This window comes from Rhizobium sp. NFACC06-2, from assembly GCF_900101425.1.
Classification (GTDB): domain Bacteria; phylum Pseudomonadota; class Alphaproteobacteria; order Rhizobiales; family Rhizobiaceae; genus Agrobacterium; species Agrobacterium leguminum.
The window spans coordinates 137,225-151,542 of sequence record NZ_FMVA01000012.1; the positions used below are offsets into that span (position 1 = coordinate 137,225).

Consider the following 14,318-nt stretch of genomic DNA (forward strand, 5'->3'; position numbering starts at 1 on the left):
GGAAACCCGTAATCTACGCGACAACGGCGGTGCCCGGTCGGGCAATCAGGCTATCGTGGCTGCGATGGGCCGGGACTTTAGTTCGGCCCGATAAAACGAAGATGCAGCCGCGCCGCAGCCGTTCAAGCTCTTCGGTAAGGGAACCTTGTCGGCCTCCAGCAATATTCCATCCGAAACCAGCGGAGGCGGTACTGCCGCATAGGCTCGCAGGACCATCAGCCCGTAAAAGACCCATGACAGCGCCGGCCAGGCAAGAAGCACCAGCAACACAAGCAAAAGAGGCGACAGGATATCCACGCCGCCTTCCATCGACGCCGGCCTGCCGGGCCTTGTCGAACAGGGCTGCAAGCGAACGGTGCGCCTCAAGATCGATGGAGCCGGCGAGTTCGAGGCAGCTCGGGTCCGAGGGTATGACGGTGGTGTCGAAATCAGCGTAGTAGATGTCCAGCATGTCCAATTTGTCCAGCGGATGGAAGGATTTGGACGTCCCCATTTCGCTTGCAAGGCTCAGCTATTTAAAAAGGGGCGATCACGGACCGCCCCCACAGAAATGATCTTGTTGCAGTCCGCTTACGCGGGACGCTCCTCGCCTGCATTGGGTCGCCAGGTAATCAACCTCTTCTCCGCAAAATCCAGAATGAGGTCAATAACAAGAACGAAGACCGCCAGAATGATGATGCCTGCGAAGACGCCGACCGCATCGAAGTTGCCTTCCGAGCGGGCGATCAGGTAGCCGAGACCAGCGGAAGCTCCCAGATATTCACCGATGATTGCGCCGACCACTGCAAATCCGACGGAGGTGCGCAGCGACGACAGAATCCAGCTCGCCGCCGCCGGGAAATAGACATGACGCAGCAGATCCGAACGCTTGGCGCCCAGAATGCGGGTATTGGAAAGCACGACCGGGTTCACTTCACGCACGCCCTGCATGGCGTTGAAGAAGGTGACGAAGAAGACGAGCGTAACCGCAAGCGCAACCTTGGACCACAGGCCAAGACCGAGCCATAGCACGAAGATCGGAGCCAGAACGACACGCGGAATGGCATTCACGGCCTTGATGAACGGATCGAGCACCCGCGCGACGAAGGGGCTGAGACCCAGCCAGACGCCGGCGCCGACACCGAGACCTGTACCGATGAGATAGCCCAGCACCGTTTCGCTCAGCGTGATGCCGACATGCTTGTAAAAACCGGCATCGGCAACCCAGTCAATCACCTGTTTGACGATGTCATAGGGTGCCGGAAAGAAGAAGCGGTCGATGGCGCCCGAGGTCACACCGAGCTGCCACCCGCCCAAAAGCACGACCAGAAGAGCGATCTGGATGATACGAACATTAACGGCTTGCATAGCTTTTCTCCACTTCGCCACGCAGGGACGCCCAAATATCGCGATAGAGCGTCATGAATTTTGGATCGAGTTTGATTTCCGCGACGTTGCGGGGCCGCTCGAGATCGACAGGGAAGCTCTCGATGACACGGCTCTTCGGGCCTGCAGCGAGAACGACAACCCGGTCTCCGAGCGCAATCGCCTCTTCCAGATCATGGGTGATCATGACCACCGCACGGCGGTCCTCCTGCCACAGGCGCAGTAACTCGTTCTGCATGAGGTGGCGGGTGTGGATATCCAATGCGGAGAAGGGTTCATCCATCAGGATGACCTTCGGCTCGGTGATGAGCGCCTGCGCCATCTGCACGCGTTTGCGCTGTCCGCCGGAGAGCTGATGCGGAAAGCGGTCTCCGAAGCCCTTGAGGCCGACCTTTTCAAGCCAGGCCTGAACCTTGGCGCGCCGCTCATTTTCGGGAACGCCCCGGAACATCAAGCCAAGCTCGACATTCTGAAACGCTGTCTTCCAGGGAAGAAGCGCGTCCTGCTGGAACAGATATCCGATGTTGTTCTGTACGCCCTTAACGAGCGAACCGTCGATGGAAACCTTGCCCTGGGCTGGCTTCAACAGGCCTGCGATGGCGTTGAGGATGGTGGATTTTCCGCATCCCGTCGGCCCAACGATGGAGAGAAACTCGCCATCGCCGACCTTGAGATTTACGTTTTGAACCGCAACAAACGAACCGAACGCCATGGTCACGTCGTCGATTGCCACCATCGGCTGGGGTTCGAGTTGCGTCACGGGTTCTAGCTTTCTGGCTGGCGAAGACATGGCGGCCTCTCAGTTTGCGGCCTTCGAGGCCGCAGCCTCGACGAACTTGTTGGTGTAGGTGGTGTTGAGATCGATCGTCGCCTTGGCGACCGCATCATTGAAGCTTTTCAGAACGGCCAGCGGTGTTTCGAGATCCGCAGGCTCAAACTTGCCATCTTCGGAGAAGATCGCCTTGGCCGCTTCAACGGCCTTGATGTAGGTCTGCTTGTCGCCGGACACGAAATCATCGGGAAGCTTTGCGACGATTTCCTCCGCAGAATGCTGCTTCATCCAGTGCAGCGCCCGAACTGTCGCATTGGTGACCTTCTGGATCACTTCCGGATTGGCGTTGATATAGTCCTGCGTGGCGTAAAGGACCGAGGTGGGATAGATGCCGCCATAGACATCCCTTGCGCCCTGATCGCTACGGGCATCGATGAGGATCTTGCCCAGCCCGCGCTCCACGACGATGGTTGCGGCAGGGTCGTAATTGACGAGCAGATCGATCTTGCCCTGCTGCAGGGCTGCAACGGCCGCAGCGCCCGAACCGACGCCGATGATGGAGATGTCGTTGTCGCTGAGATTATGCTGCTTCATGTAATAGCGAATGAAGAAGTCCGAAGAGGAGCCGGGCGACGTGATGCCGACCTTCTTGCCCTTAATCGTCTCGGGCTTGGCCGGATCGAAGTCCGTGTCGTTCTTGCCGGCGAGAACCAGGCCCGAGTTGCGGGCAAGCTGCACAAAGCCTACCACGTGCTTGTTCTGCGACTGCATCTGGATCGTATGATCGTAGAAGCCCACGGCAACGTCCGTGGAACCCGCGACAAGCGCCTGCAGAACCTTCGATCCGCCCTGGGCAAAGTTCTCGGTCGTTACATCAAGGCCCTCCTCCTTGTAGAAGCCAAGACTCGCCGCCACGGGGAAAGGCAGGTTGTTGAGGTTGTACGAACCAACGCTCATCCTGACGGATTCGGCATTGGCAGATGCCGCCAGCGCACAGAGCGCCGCGGTTGCAAGCAGATATTTACGCATAAGGGTCTCCTCCCGGTTTGACTATGTTTTGCGCCACTATGGCCGCGTCTAGGCTGCGTCTTCAATCGCAGCGGTTGGTTTGGCGAAGGCAAAGCCTTCAAAAAGCCTGCGCGCCGTTCTTACGAGTCCGGCCGTTATTGCACCGTTTCGCATCTCCAGCTGCACGTCGAGGCGGCCGGCGGGATGTTCGATACGGATCTGGGTCGGCACCGAAAGGCCTCCGACCGCATCATAAGCGATGGAGCCTTTGGTGACAGCCGCGGTTGCGATGCCAACGGCACCGGTCGTCGCCAGTGCAGGATGACACTCGTTGGGCATGAAATACCGTACCGAAAGAGTGCCGCCTCTGCGGGCCGGTGCAATGAGCACCGGTTTCGGAATGACCATGTCTTTCACATCACCCATTCCCATCAACTTTCCGGCCTCGATGCGGATGCGGGTCATCCGTGCGATGAGATCCCTGTTAGCGCTCAGGGTTTGCGGATCCTCGTACCCCGTCACGCCGAGATCGGCTGCGCGGATGAGAACCATCGGGATGGCGCAGTCTATGGCCGTCACATTGACGCCATCGATCAGATCGACCGGCTTTCCGGTGGGCAGAAGCTTGCCGGTTTTCGCACCGGCCGCATCCATGAATGTCAATGCAATGGGCGCCGCCAGACCCGGAACTCCGTCGATCGAGGCGTCGCCGAGATAAATAACCTCGCGGCCGCGTGTCGGAACCTTCGCCTCGATCAGCTTGCCGGTATTCACGTTATGGATTCGCACAAGAGTATCCTTGCCCTGCGCTTCGACAAGCCCCGCTTCGATGGCAAAGGGCCCGACGGCGGCCAGCATGTTTCCGCAGTTTGGCGAATAGTCGACATACTGCCTGTCGGTCCGAACCTGCGCAAACAAATAGTCGATGTCAGCGCCCCTGACGGTGGAAGGGCCGATAATCGCAACTTTGGACGTGACCGGATTGCCCCCGCCAATGCCGTCGATCTGCAACGGATGGCCAGACCCCATGATGGAAAGAAGGGCCGCGTCCCGGTCTGCCCGATCACGGGGAAGATCGGATGCGAGAAAGAACGGTCCACGCGACGTTCCACCGCGCATCAGCACACAGGGTATCTTCAGCAGATCATTCATGGGTTGCCTCAATATTGCATTTGGCGGATCAATGCGCCGTGTTGTTGCAATATGAGCAAAAGAGTCTAATCTGTTAAATGCAATGTTTTGGAGTTTTATTGCGTTATGAGCATCAATTGTGAAATTCTGGATTTGCGGGCATTTCAAGCGGTGGTTGAACTAGCCAGTTTCCACAGGGCCGCCGAGGCGCTGCATATCTCTCAACCGGCGCTTACCCGCCGTATCCAGAAGCTGGAGCAGGCCATCGGCGCGCCACTTCTGGAAAGAACGACGCGCCACGTTGCCCCCACCGCCATGGGACAGGAAGTCATGCCGCTCGTTCGGCGCATGCTCGAGGAATTTGACGGATCGCTTTTTGCCATGAAGGACGGCGCGCAACGGCGCGGGCTTATCACCATGGCCTGCGTTCCCACCGCCGCTTTTTACTTTCTTCCCACCGTCATCAAGACCTTTAGCCAGCAATATCCCCATATAAGGCTGCGGATCAGGGATCTGACAGCCAATGAGGGTCTGCAGGCGGTCGCCAGAGGCGAGGTGGAATTCGGCATCAACCTGATGGGCAATTCCGATCCCGAGCTTTCATTCGAGCCGCTCATCGATGACCCCTTCGTGCTGGCAATGAGGAAAGACCACCCTCTGGCAACCTTCGAGACAATCGAGTGGAACCAGCTGGAGGCCTATCCGCTGGTCGTCGTGGACCGTTCGAGCGGCAACAGGACGCTTCTCGACAGTGCGCTTGCGCGACACAATCTAAAATTGAACTGGTTTTATGAGGTGACGCATCTCAACACGTCGCTCGGTCTCGTCGAAGCCGGACTTGGCATTTCCGTCCTGCCGCGGCTGGCAACGCCGCAGGACGATCACCCATTCCTTATCACCCGGCCAATCGTCAACCCGGTGGTCTCCCGTACGATAGGAATCGTGCAAAGGCGAAGCAGCGCTCTTTCCCCAGCCGCCGAAAAATTTGTGCGGATGCTGCTCGAGACCTGGAAAACGCAGTGATCGCGCGAAAAAGATGGGCCTGCTACGGCCGGCAGCGGCGCAAGCCGCAGATGCTCAGTAAGCAGCTCACACCTGCAGGTTCGCTCGAATGAAAAAAACCTGCGCCGGAGCCTACCCACGGGCCTCGATATCCAGCACCAGCTTTTTCAGCAGCGCCGCGAGGGTATCGCGCTCCTCCGGAGTGAGCCCTTGCAGGAAACTCAGTTCGCTTTTCATGTCCTTACGAAACGCCTTTTCCGCCAGCTCGATGCCCGCCGGCATGAGGCAGACAACGACACTGCGCCCATCGAGCTTCGATTTTCTGCGCTCGATAAGCCCGGCCTTTTCCAGTCGATCAAGCCGGTGCGTCAGGCCGCCTGAGGAGAGCATCAGCGTCGTATACATTTCCGTCGGCGTCAGCTGGTAGGGCGGTCCCGACCGGCGCAATGTTGCGATGACATCGAACTCGCCGCGGTCGAGACCGAAACCGGCAAATGTCTCCTCAATTGATGGCACCAGAAGGTTGCTGAGCCGCTTGGCGCGCCCGAAGATGGCCATCGGTTCCGTATCGATATCAGGCAGTTCCCGCGCCCACTGGCCACGGAGACGGTCGACATGATCTTCCCTGTCAGCTTCCATCGTCCGATCGGTCGTTGTCTCCGGCATCGCCTGCTTCATCTCATCACCCCATTGCCACGTCGAAAACCATATACGGCTTTGCCTGCTTCGTGAATATATCTTTGCGAGAAGATAGATATCTTGACAGGAAGATAAATTGCACATATATCTTCTCGCGAAGATAGTTTTGTCTCAGGGAGGAGACCAGATGTTTTCCATCCGCCGTCATCAGGAACCGAACCCCGGCCAGAGCCGGACGGTGCGTTATGAAGGATGCGAATACGGAAGCGCCGTATCCATCTTTCTCGTCAATGCCGATCCGGGTCGCGGCCCTGATCTGCATGTTCATCCCTATGCCGAAACCTGGGTGGTGCGCAAAGGCGAGGCCGAGTTCACAATCGGCGATCAGCGGGCGCGCGGCTTGTCGGGAGACATCGTCGTTGGGCCTGCCAATGTCCCCCATCGCTTCGAAAATATCGGTACTGACCGGCTGGAGATCATCTGCATCCATCCGAGCGAGACCTTTCAGCAGACTTTTCTGTAACCCCGTTCCACCATGAGGAGAAAGACAATGGCCAAAATGATTTTCCTGAACCTGCCGGTGAAAGACCTGACCGTTTCGACCGCCTTCTATGAGGCGATCGGCTGCGTGAAGAACGACGAGTTTTCCAACGAAGACGCAAGCTCGATGGTGTGGTCGGAGACCATCACCTTTCAGCTTCTGCGGCACGATTATTACAAGACCTTCACCGCCAAACCGATCGCCGATGCCCATACGACAAACGGCATGCTGATCGCCCTTTCGCGCGACAGCCGCGAAGAGGTCGACGCCATGGTTAGCGCCGCGGCAAAAGCGGGCGGGCAAGCGGATGTCCGGGAACCGCAGGATCTGGGTTTCATGTATCTCCGCACCTTCACAGATCCCGATGGCCACGAATTTGAACCCGCTTACATGGATTTAAGCAATGCGGGCTGACGTCATCATTCACGCGCGTGACGTGGCGAACTTGTTGATGGGCTGGGGCGGCACACCGAATGAACAGCGGGGAACCGCTACTTCACCTAGTCGCCGGTGCCCGATACCGCTGCGGCCAAGGCTCTGATCGCCGATGCATGTGCGGGCGTTCTTGCGCGGGAAAGAAGAACGATATCGGAAGGCGGCAACGAAGGCAGCCCCAGTTCCACACCCCTGTCGGGCAGGCCACGGGCGCTAATATCGCCCATCGGCGCGACACCCGCACCTGCAAGAATTCCTTCATGGAGTACTGAACAGCTTCCGGCGGTGAAAGCATCGCGCCACTCCACGCCGGCTCTTCTAAGCTCCGACACCGCAATTTCCCGGACACCACACCCGGGCCCCAGCGACACCAGCGGAATGGCGCCCTTGGAGCGTGGCCGCCAGCCCGGGGCGACCCGCCATCCCAGCCTGTCGGTACGCAGGATTTCGCCGTCTGAGCCACCGCCGTTACGCCGGATAATGGCGGCGTCGGCCTGTCCGGACGCGAAACTTTCCTTCACGTGAAGGGAAAAGCCGATATTGATGTCAATCACCGCATTGGCGGGGAGTGCCGCCCGCATCGCCCGTATGGCCGTCGAAAGGCGGCTCCCGATCGCATGGTCACTGGCGGCCAGGCTAAAGTGCAGCGGCGATTCATGACCGAAGGTCAGTGCTTCCTCATGTTTGGCGAGCAGTTCGCGGGCCTTTGGCAGAAACACCTGGCCATCCTCCGTTAGCCGCAGATGCCGCGGTGAACGGTCGATCAGCCGCCTGCCGACACGCTGCTCCAGCATCTTCAATTTTTGGCTGACGACCGGTTGCACGGTTCCTGCCGCCTCCGCCGCCTTTGTCAGGCTGCCGAGTTCGACAGAGAAAATGAACAGGCGAACGCTTTCGAGGTCAATCATATAAAATCGCTATGCATGGAATATCCAACACCATATTCTCATTATGAAGAAATTTGCGCAAGGTGTCTCGGCAACAAGGAGACAAGACCATGCCCATGATCAAAGCGCGCTACACCAAACCCCGGAACGGACGCGACCCAAAGCTGGAAGTCGCGGCTCTTCTTTCTCGCCTCACGGCGGAAATCCTGCACAAGGACCCGGCTGTCACCGCGGTTCTCGTCGAGAGCGCCGATCCCGATGACTGGATCATCGCCGGATCGAGCGTCGCCGACCAGAAGGTCGGAAGCTTCTATGTCGAGGTTTCGATTACGGAACACACCAACATAAAGGACGAGACGACCGAATGGGTCCAGCGGGTCTATAACGATATGAACGCTCTGCTGGGCCCCGTGCACGAGGCGAGCTATGTGCTGGTTCACGCCGTCGATGGCGATGCCTATGGTTATGGCGGGCAAACCCAGAATCTGCGGTGGGCGCGCAAGCACGGCTAGTGTCGGCAGGCGTCAGGCGAAACCGCCCGACGCCGCTCGCCCAGGGATATTTGCTATGCCTGGATCAAATCCGCGCACCGCCTGTCGCATCAATCATCTGTCCAGTCGTCCAGCGGGCATCGTTCGAGGCAAGGAATGTGATGACGTCCGCAATATCGTCGGTGCGTCCGACGCGTGAGAAGACAGACAGGGCTTCCGCACCGGCACGGGCCTCCGGCGCTGCCAGCCATTCGGCGTTCATGTCGGTTTCAGTGACACCCGGCAGCACCGAGTTGACCGTAATTCCGCGCCGGCCGAATTCCGGGGCGAGCGCCAGCGTCAATGTCTCAAGCGCACCCTTGGACGCCGCATAGGCGGGGTGCGTCGGAGCCGCGATGCGCGTGAAACCGGTCGAGACATTGATGATGCGGCCATTGTCGCGGAGATGATCGGCAACGGCTTGAATGAGAAAGAATGGCGCCTTGAAGTTGATCGTCATCAACGCGTCGAACGCGGCTTCCGTTGTTTCTTTCAACGATGTCGCCGGGGCAATGCCCGCATTATTGACGAGAATATCAAGCGATGGCGAGCCGGTGAAAGCGACAGCGGCTTCCCTGAACTGCTCCCACAAGCTGTCCGTCGCCGCTTTACCGGCCCGCAGATCGGCATTGAGAGCGACCGCCTTCGAACCGAGAGACTCGATCTCGCGGATCGTTGCCTGTGCCGCCTCGGGGTTCGCGCCATAATGAACGCCGATAAGACCAGCACCCTCTTTCGCAAACGCCAGGGCCGCCGCGCGGCCGATACCGCGGGAACTGCCCGTTATCAGGGCGACTTTGTTCGATAGTTTCTGAGACATGGATCACTCCGTTGCGATTTAACTAGTGATCGTTATAATAAAATCCGGCCATGATCTGTCAATATTTTTATAGTGATCGATATAAAAATGTCTGAAACGACGCGAAAACAACGCGGTAGACCGCGCCTGCTTGATCGGAATGCCGGGCTCGATGTCGCGGCCCGGCTGTTCTGGGAACACGGCTATGAGGGAACCTCGATAGCGGACCTCACCCAGGCGATGGGCATCACCCCGCCGTCCCTCTACGCGACCTTCGGTTCAAAGGAAGAATTATTCCGGCTGGCGCTCGATCATAGCATTGCGCAGCAAAGCGAACGCCGCGCCGAGGTGCTGCAGGCGCAAATACCCGCCTATGAGGCGCTCGCCTCTTACCTTTACGATATTGCTGAAGGACATACCCAGCCCGACAAGCCGCGCGGATGCATCGTTTCCACCGCCGTTCTCCAGCATTCGGAAGCAAACGCCTCTGTCGCCCGCACAACGGCGGGGTTGCGCGAGGCGGCAATACAGATTCTCAAGACGCGGTTCGACCGCGCCGTCAGCGAGGGCGAACTACCCACGCAAACCGACACGGATACGCTCGCCCGCTTTTACGGCGCCATCATTCAGGGCATGTCTGCGCAGGCTTGCGACGGCGCATGTACGGCCAGGTTAAAGGCTTTGGTCGACGTCGCGCTGACAGCCTGGCCCGGAAAGCGTGGAGCCGCCGGCCCTTAAAGTTGAATCGGAACCTCTTGAACAGGGCCGTCAGAGGACTAGACGAGCAAAACGGCATTCGATCATGCGGATTTAGGCTTATATTTAAACACCAATGTCCGCTCCACTATCCTCAAGAACGGCACTCGACCAGGGAAGCGGGCTGACGGCGAGCCGGCCCCTCCGCCGGCAAAATCTCGGTAATATTCATTTTTCTTCTCTACCGCGCAGAACCCGCGATTTTCACTTTCACAGGGCAAAATCTATAGAAAACTCTTTATGTTACGCTCCTTCCCTTCCGACAGTACATGCGTTCGAAAAACCCGCCTGAATTGGCTGAACCTATCAAAGCCCAGCGAGTTGACGACACGGACGACAGTGGATGGAGACACGGCGCATTCGCTGGCAAGGGAACCGATCGTTCCAAAGGCGACGATATGCGGACGAGCCAAAATGGTTCGCGCAACATGGCCCTGCAGCTGCGACAATCGCGGGCTCCCCGTTACGATCAGACCTTTTATGTCCTGAATGCTGGTCGGCGTTTTAAAGGTCTGCCGCGTACGCATGGAGCCTGCTCCTTGTCGATCGGAAAGCACGCCGGCAAGCCAGCGCGCATAGCGTTCAATTCAGGGCGACCGGCTGTTTCCGGGATACCGATTGAATAGCGGCAAGGGCGACCGCCAGTGCGTTGCGTGCGTCCTGGCCCGTCGGCCCCTCAGTCATTGCCCCCTGACGAACGGCGGTTATGAAAGAGGCGAGTTGCGCCGTGTAGCCATGGACAAAGTGATCGGTATCGCGACGCCAGGTCTCATTCGAGACGCCGCGCCCATCGAACAGCGTCATGCTTGAACGACGCACATCGCCCATCGCCACCATGCCGGCCGATCCAAAAACCTCGCCGCGAATGTCATAGCCGTAGAGCGCCGAAAAATTGGCTTCCGCAACGGCTATGGAGCCGTTGTCGAAACGGATATTGACCACCGCCGTATCCAGAAAGCCTTCGCCTTTTGCGTCAGGGCGAACAAGTGCATCCGCCATGGCGAAGACTTCGACGGGTCTGGTGCCGGGGTTCAGCCATAACAGCGTGTCGAAATCGTGGATGAGGGTCTCATAGAAAATCGTCCAGAGCGGAATACGGCCGGGGTCTGCGGCGAATGGGCCGGGATCACGCGTCAGCGAGCGGATGAGCTGCGGCGCACCGATCTTGCCGACGTCGATCGCGGCCCTGCCTTCCGCAAAGGCCTGATCCCACCGGCGGTTGAAGCCCACCTGAAGGGGAACGCCGGCCGAGCGTGCCGCGGCAATCGCCCGATCGGCATCTTCCAGCGTCAGCGCCATCGGTTTTTCGCAGAAAATCGCTTTTCTCGCCTCGGCAGCCTGAACAAGAACATTGGTATGGAAGCGGGCCGGCGTTGCGATGATGACGGCGTCGAGACCGGGATGTGCAAGCAATGCGGCAATGTCGGTATAGGCGGCGTCGACGCCGAGTTTTTCCGCAAGACCTGCTGCCGCACCCGGTGCGGGATCGGCAATGGCGACGAGTTCGGCATCGACCAATCGCCGGACGACAGTTTCACCGTGGAAAGAGCCGATGCGGCCGGCGCCGATGAGGCCGACATTGACGGGTTTTGTCTTGGGCATGGGGATCGTCCTGTGGGTTTATGGTGTCAGATTGTGAATGCAGCGCGGAAAGCCGAGAGCGCTGCGTCCGCATCGCCGGATGCCCAGGCCTCCATGCCGACCGGCCCGGAATAGCCCATCGCTTTCAGCGCCCGGGCAATGCCGTTCCAGTTGACTTCGCCCGTACCCGGCTCACAGCGGCCGGGCACGTCGGCGACCTGAATCTCCCCGATCCACGGCAGGGCCCTGCGGCAGAGTTCGATGAGGTTTCCTTCGCCGATCTGGGCGTGGTAAAGATCGAGATTGAGGCGCAGACGCGGGTGGTTGATGCTGGAAACCAGCGCCAGCGTATCTTCCGCGCGCGCAAACGGTACGCCGGGATGGTCGACGGGAAGGTTGAGGTTCTCCAGGGTGAAAACCACATCCTCTTCTTCCGCCAGATCAACGATACGGCAAAGCGTGTCGCGCGCCTTGAGCCACATGATGCCCGTGACCACCTCGACAGGCTGCAACGGCAGCCCGCGATCTCCAAGGCCCGTGCCATGCAGGTTCAGCCGCTGAACGCCAAGACGTTTGCCAACCCGCGCGGTCTGGCGGGCCGTGCTAAGCAGCTCCTCCGCGCCTTCGTCATCCGTGAGCCGGCCAGTGAGATAACCGTTCATGATGGTGAAGGTCGCGCCGGTCTCTTCGAGTCTGCTAATGTCATGTTCCGGCCAGTTCCACAGGCCGACACCGAAGCCCAGATCCTTGAGCCGGGAAGCGCGCCATTCGATCGGCTTGTCACGCCACAACATCTCGGCGCACGCCGCCAGTGGAAAGGAGTTCGCAGAAGCGCTCATGGGTTATACCTTGCTGATGAATATGAGGGGTCGTGGCGCGGCGCGATTGCGCCGAACCGGATATGCGTTCGGGAATGTCTAGTCAGATGGTTCCGCCCAGCTCCTCGGAGATGGACTGCAACTCCTTGCCGCCTGCCATCAGGTTCTGCAGATCGTCGATGCCAATTTCACTCTTCGAATAGGTCCCGAGGGTCTTGCCGCGATTCAGCGCCGTGAACCGGTTGCCGACGGCATAGGCGTGGCGGACATTATGCGTGATGAAAATGACGCCGAGTCCGTTATTGCGGACCTGGTTGATATATTTGAGAACCATAGAGGTCTGCGCGACGCCGAGCGCCGATGTCGGCTCGTCGAGGATGAGCACCTTCGCCCCGAAATAGACAGCGCGCGCGATGGCGACGCATTGCCGTTCACCGCCCGACAGGGTGCCCACCGCCTGATCCGGCTCGCGCACATCGATACCGATCTTGCGCATCTCCTCACGCGTTACCCTGTCGGCAAAATCCATGTCCATGCTTTTGAAGGGACCGAAACCCTTCAGAGGTTCGCGGCCCATGAAAAAGTTCCGCGTCACCGACATCAGGGGGATCATCGCAAGATCCTGATAGACGGTCGCGATGCCGGCATCGAGCGCATTCCGCGGACCGTCGAATATGCGTGACTGGCCTTCGACGAGGAATTCTCCCGATGTCGGCTTGAACACGCCGGACAGGGTATTGATGAGGGTGGATTTGCCGGCCCCATTGTCTCCGAGAAGGCAGAGAACCTCGCCCGAGTTGACACTCAGCGATACGCCGTTGAGCGCGATGATGGAGCCGAAATATTTGACGAGATTCCTTACCTCGACGATTGGCGTCTGAGATGTGCTCATCAGCGTTCTCCCGTGACGCGTTTGCGGATCACATTGTTGAAAATGACGGCCGTCAGCAGCATGCCGCCGAGGAACACGAGGTACCAATCCTGATCTATCGACGTGTAAGTGAGGCCGATCAGCACCATGCCGAAGACAATTGCGCCGAAGAACGCGCCGATCGCCGAACCGTAACCGCCGGTCAGAAGGCAGCCGCCGATGACGGCCGCGATGATGGCCTCGAATTCCTTCTGAAACCCACGGCGGGCATCCGTGGAGCCGGCATCCAGCACGGTGAGGATCGCTACGAGCGTGGCGCACATCGCCGTTATGATGAAAAGGGTGGTCTTCACGCGCGCCACTGGCACGCCCGACTTGCGCGCCGCACGCGGGTCACCGCCGACGGCAAAGATCCAGTTGCCGAAACGCGTCCGCAAAAGCACCCAGGTAGCAAGCAGGGCGATCAGGACGAACCACAGGATCTCCACCGGAATACCGGGAACCTTCGGTGTTCCATTTGGAAATGTCTCGATTATGCCCCGGCTGCCAAGCCAGGAGAACAGGCCGGTAAAGGCGTCGCCGGAAAAAATCGGGGCAAGCGGGCTGTCGGCGGCGGCTTCCTTCATGCCGCGAAGCTGTGTCGCTCCGCCGCTTGCCCATTTAAGGCCAACCAGCGTGAGGCCACGCAGAATGAAGAGGAATGCAAGCGTGACGATGAACGAGGGAAGACCCGTTCGCATCGTAAGCTGGGCATTCGTGACGCCGATGACCACGGCAAATCCGAGCGCAATCAGGATCGCCACACTGAGCGGAAGATTGAGAACCACAAGTGCCGTGCCAAACACGAGACCGGCAAAGGCGACCATCGATCCGATCGACAGATCAAATTCACCGCCGATCATCAATAAAGCGGCGCCAATGGCAAGAATGCCGAGCTGGGCGGCCGGAGCCATGAAATTGACCACGCCGGCCAGCGTGAACATGGCCGGATTGGCGGTGAAGAAAAAGAAGATGGTGACGAGCACCAGCCCGGCGACAGCGCCGAGTTCCGGACGCCGCAGGAGCGCGGTTATCATCGAAACCTTTTTTAGCCGCTCGTCGGATCGGGTCGACGACCCGTTCTGTTCGTTGGCCAGCGTCATGGGTTCGTTCCTCAGATTGGGTGTCATCTTTGCGCGCAACG

Annotated in this window: 18 protein-coding genes; 5 read left to right on the plus strand and 13 right to left on the minus strand. The window is 59.1% G+C overall.

Annotated elements, in window-relative coordinates; translation table 11 throughout:
• Positions 1–13: 13 nt before the first annotated feature.
• The 5 genes from F3H58_RS19765 to F3H58_RS19785 all read right to left on the minus strand — a co-directional run bounded on the left by F3H58_RS19765 (position 14) and on the right by F3H58_RS19785 (position 4,297).
• Positions 14–451: a hypothetical protein gene (locus tag F3H58_RS19765; RefSeq protein WP_149743417.1), complete on the minus strand. Its 438-nt coding sequence runs from the start codon at positions 449–451 to the stop codon at positions 14–16.
• A 119-nt stretch (positions 452–570) separates the two neighbouring features.
• On the minus strand, positions 571–1,347 hold the full coding sequence (locus tag F3H58_RS19770) for an ABC transporter permease (protein WP_003523941.1): 777 nt from the start codon (positions 1,345–1,347) through the stop codon (positions 571–573).
• Positions 1,334–2,155, minus strand: a complete 822-nt coding sequence (locus F3H58_RS19775) for an ABC transporter ATP-binding protein (protein WP_125146117.1) — start codon at positions 2,153–2,155, stop codon at positions 1,334–1,336. The genes F3H58_RS19770 and F3H58_RS19775 overlap by 14 nt, the downstream gene beginning before the upstream one ends.
• 9 nt (positions 2,156–2,164) lie before the next feature.
• Positions 2,165–3,166: an ABC transporter substrate-binding protein gene (locus F3H58_RS19780; RefSeq protein ID WP_003523942.1), complete on the minus strand. Its 1,002-nt coding sequence runs from the start codon at positions 3,164–3,166 to the stop codon at positions 2,165–2,167.
• 48 nt (positions 3,167–3,214) lie between these two features.
• Positions 3,215–4,297 carry a 4-oxalomesaconate tautomerase gene (locus F3H58_RS19785; RefSeq protein ID WP_149743418.1) on the minus strand — a complete coding sequence of 361 codons (1,083 nt, stop codon included), beginning with the start codon at positions 4,295–4,297 and terminating at the stop codon, positions 3,215–3,217.
• A 105-nt stretch (positions 4,298–4,402) separates the two neighbouring features.
• On the opposite strand from F3H58_RS19785, the gene F3H58_RS19790 reads away from it, so the two are divergent.
• Positions 4,403–5,299 carry a LysR family transcriptional regulator gene (locus F3H58_RS19790; RefSeq protein WP_149743419.1) on the plus strand — a complete coding sequence of 299 codons (897 nt, stop codon included), beginning with the start codon at positions 4,403–4,405 and terminating at the stop codon, positions 5,297–5,299.
• 111 nt (positions 5,300–5,410) lie between these two features.
• Here F3H58_RS19790 and F3H58_RS19795 read toward each other — a convergent pair whose 3' ends face one another.
• Positions 5,411–5,956, minus strand: a complete 546-nt coding sequence (locus F3H58_RS19795; RefSeq protein ID WP_149743420.1) for a MarR family winged helix-turn-helix transcriptional regulator — start codon at positions 5,954–5,956, stop codon at positions 5,411–5,413.
• Positions 5,957–6,104: 148 nt separating this feature from the next.
• Here F3H58_RS19795 and F3H58_RS19800 point away from each other — a divergent pair, with 148 nt between their 5' ends.
• Both F3H58_RS19800 and F3H58_RS19805 read left to right on the plus strand, forming a co-directional pair.
• Positions 6,105–6,440: a cupin domain-containing protein gene (locus F3H58_RS19800; protein ID WP_149743421.1), complete on the plus strand. Its 336-nt coding sequence runs from the start codon at positions 6,105–6,107 to the stop codon at positions 6,438–6,440.
• A gap of 27 nt (positions 6,441–6,467) precedes the next feature.
• Entirely contained in the window at positions 6,468–6,872 is a 405-nt protein-coding gene (locus tag F3H58_RS19805; protein WP_188128992.1) for a VOC family protein, read from the plus strand.
• Positions 6,873–6,958: 86 nt separating this feature from the next.
• On the opposite strand, the gene F3H58_RS19810 is transcribed toward F3H58_RS19805, so the two are convergent.
• On the minus strand, positions 6,959–7,801 hold the full coding sequence (locus tag F3H58_RS19810; protein WP_149743422.1) for a LysR family transcriptional regulator: 843 nt from the start codon (positions 7,799–7,801) through the stop codon (positions 6,959–6,961).
• An 89-nt stretch (positions 7,802–7,890) separates the two neighbouring features.
• Here F3H58_RS19810 and F3H58_RS19815 point away from each other — a divergent pair, with 89 nt between their 5' ends.
• Positions 7,891–8,292, plus strand: coding sequence for a tautomerase family protein (locus tag F3H58_RS19815; protein WP_149743423.1), 402 nt, complete (start codon positions 7,891–7,893; stop codon positions 8,290–8,292).
• A gap of 64 nt (positions 8,293–8,356) precedes the next feature.
• Here F3H58_RS19815 and F3H58_RS19820 read toward each other — a convergent pair whose 3' ends face one another.
• Positions 8,357–9,130, minus strand: a complete 774-nt coding sequence (locus F3H58_RS19820) for an SDR family NAD(P)-dependent oxidoreductase (RefSeq protein ID WP_149743424.1) — start codon at positions 9,128–9,130, stop codon at positions 8,357–8,359.
• Between the two features lie 87 nt (positions 9,131–9,217).
• On the opposite strand from F3H58_RS19820, the gene F3H58_RS19825 reads away from it, so the two are divergent.
• Positions 9,218–9,847, plus strand: a complete 630-nt coding sequence (locus F3H58_RS19825; protein ID WP_078053732.1) for a TetR/AcrR family transcriptional regulator — start codon at positions 9,218–9,220, stop codon at positions 9,845–9,847.
• Positions 9,848–10,089: 242 nt separating this feature from the next.
• Here the strand turns inward: F3H58_RS19825 and F3H58_RS19830 are convergent, their stop codons facing one another.
• The 5 genes from F3H58_RS19830 to F3H58_RS19850 form a co-directional block, all read right to left on the minus strand.
• Positions 10,090–10,392: a MurR/RpiR family transcriptional regulator gene (locus F3H58_RS19830; protein ID WP_149743425.1), complete on the minus strand. Its 303-nt coding sequence runs from the start codon at positions 10,390–10,392 to the stop codon at positions 10,090–10,092.
• Between the two features lie 55 nt (positions 10,393–10,447).
• Positions 10,448–11,467 carry a Gfo/Idh/MocA family oxidoreductase gene (locus F3H58_RS19835; RefSeq protein WP_149743426.1) on the minus strand — a complete coding sequence of 340 codons (1,020 nt, stop codon included), beginning with the start codon at positions 11,465–11,467 and terminating at the stop codon, positions 10,448–10,450.
• Positions 11,468–11,493: 26 nt separating this feature from the next.
• A complete protein-coding gene (locus tag F3H58_RS19840; protein WP_149743427.1) occupies positions 11,494–12,285 on the minus strand; it encodes a TIM barrel protein in 792 nt (263 codons plus the stop codon).
• Positions 12,286–12,367: 82 nt separating this feature from the next.
• Positions 12,368–13,156: an ATP-binding cassette domain-containing protein gene (locus F3H58_RS19845; protein ID WP_149743428.1), complete on the minus strand. Its 789-nt coding sequence runs from the start codon at positions 13,154–13,156 to the stop codon at positions 12,368–12,370.
• Positions 13,156–14,277, minus strand: a complete 1,122-nt coding sequence (locus tag F3H58_RS19850) for an ABC transporter permease (protein WP_149743429.1) — start codon at positions 14,275–14,277, stop codon at positions 13,156–13,158. The genes F3H58_RS19845 and F3H58_RS19850 overlap by 1 nt, the downstream gene beginning before the upstream one ends.
• Positions 14,278–14,318: the final 41 nt, after the last annotated feature.

Coding starts and splice junctions, on each gene's coding strand:
- F3H58_RS19765 (WP_149743417.1), bottom strand. CDS start 451: ATGCTGGACATCTACTACGCTGATTTCGACACCACCGTCATACCCTCG.
- F3H58_RS19770 (WP_003523941.1), bottom strand. CDS start 1,347: ATGCAAGCCGTTAATGTTCGTATCATCCAGATCGCTCTTCTGGTCGTG.
- F3H58_RS19775 (WP_125146117.1), bottom strand. CDS start 2,155: ATGTCTTCGCCAGCCAGAAAGCTAGAACCCGTGACGCAACTCGAACCC.
- F3H58_RS19780 (WP_003523942.1), bottom strand. CDS start 3,166: ATGCGTAAATATCTGCTTGCAACCGCGGCGCTCTGTGCGCTGGCGGCA.
- F3H58_RS19785 (WP_149743418.1), bottom strand. CDS start 4,297: ATGAATGATCTGCTGAAGATACCCTGTGTGCTGATGCGCGGTGGAACG.
- F3H58_RS19790 (WP_149743419.1), top strand. CDS start 4,403: ATGAGCATCAATTGTGAAATTCTGGATTTGCGGGCATTTCAAGCGGTG.
- F3H58_RS19795 (WP_149743420.1), bottom strand. CDS start 5,956: ATGAAGCAGGCGATGCCGGAGACAACGACCGATCGGACGATGGAAGCT.
- F3H58_RS19800 (WP_149743421.1), top strand. CDS start 6,105: ATGTTTTCCATCCGCCGTCATCAGGAACCGAACCCCGGCCAGAGCCGG.
- F3H58_RS19805 (WP_188128992.1), top strand. CDS start 6,468: ATGGCCAAAATGATTTTCCTGAACCTGCCGGTGAAAGACCTGACCGTT.
- F3H58_RS19810 (WP_149743422.1), bottom strand. CDS start 7,801: ATGATTGACCTCGAAAGCGTTCGCCTGTTCATTTTCTCTGTCGAACTC.
- F3H58_RS19815 (WP_149743423.1), top strand. CDS start 7,891: ATGCCCATGATCAAAGCGCGCTACACCAAACCCCGGAACGGACGCGAC.
- F3H58_RS19820 (WP_149743424.1), bottom strand. CDS start 9,130: ATGTCTCAGAAACTATCGAACAAAGTCGCCCTGATAACGGGCAGTTCC.
- F3H58_RS19825 (WP_078053732.1), top strand. CDS start 9,218: ATGTCTGAAACGACGCGAAAACAACGCGGTAGACCGCGCCTGCTTGAT.
- F3H58_RS19830 (WP_149743425.1), bottom strand. CDS start 10,392: ATGCGTACGCGGCAGACCTTTAAAACGCCGACCAGCATTCAGGACATA.
- F3H58_RS19835 (WP_149743426.1), bottom strand. CDS start 11,467: ATGCCCAAGACAAAACCCGTCAATGTCGGCCTCATCGGCGCCGGCCGC.
- F3H58_RS19840 (WP_149743427.1), bottom strand. CDS start 12,285: ATGAGCGCTTCTGCGAACTCCTTTCCACTGGCGGCGTGCGCCGAGATG.
- F3H58_RS19845 (WP_149743428.1), bottom strand. CDS start 13,156: ATGAGCACATCTCAGACGCCAATCGTCGAGGTAAGGAATCTCGTCAAA.
- F3H58_RS19850 (WP_149743429.1), bottom strand. CDS start 14,277: ATGACGCTGGCCAACGAACAGAACGGGTCGTCGACCCGATCCGACGAG.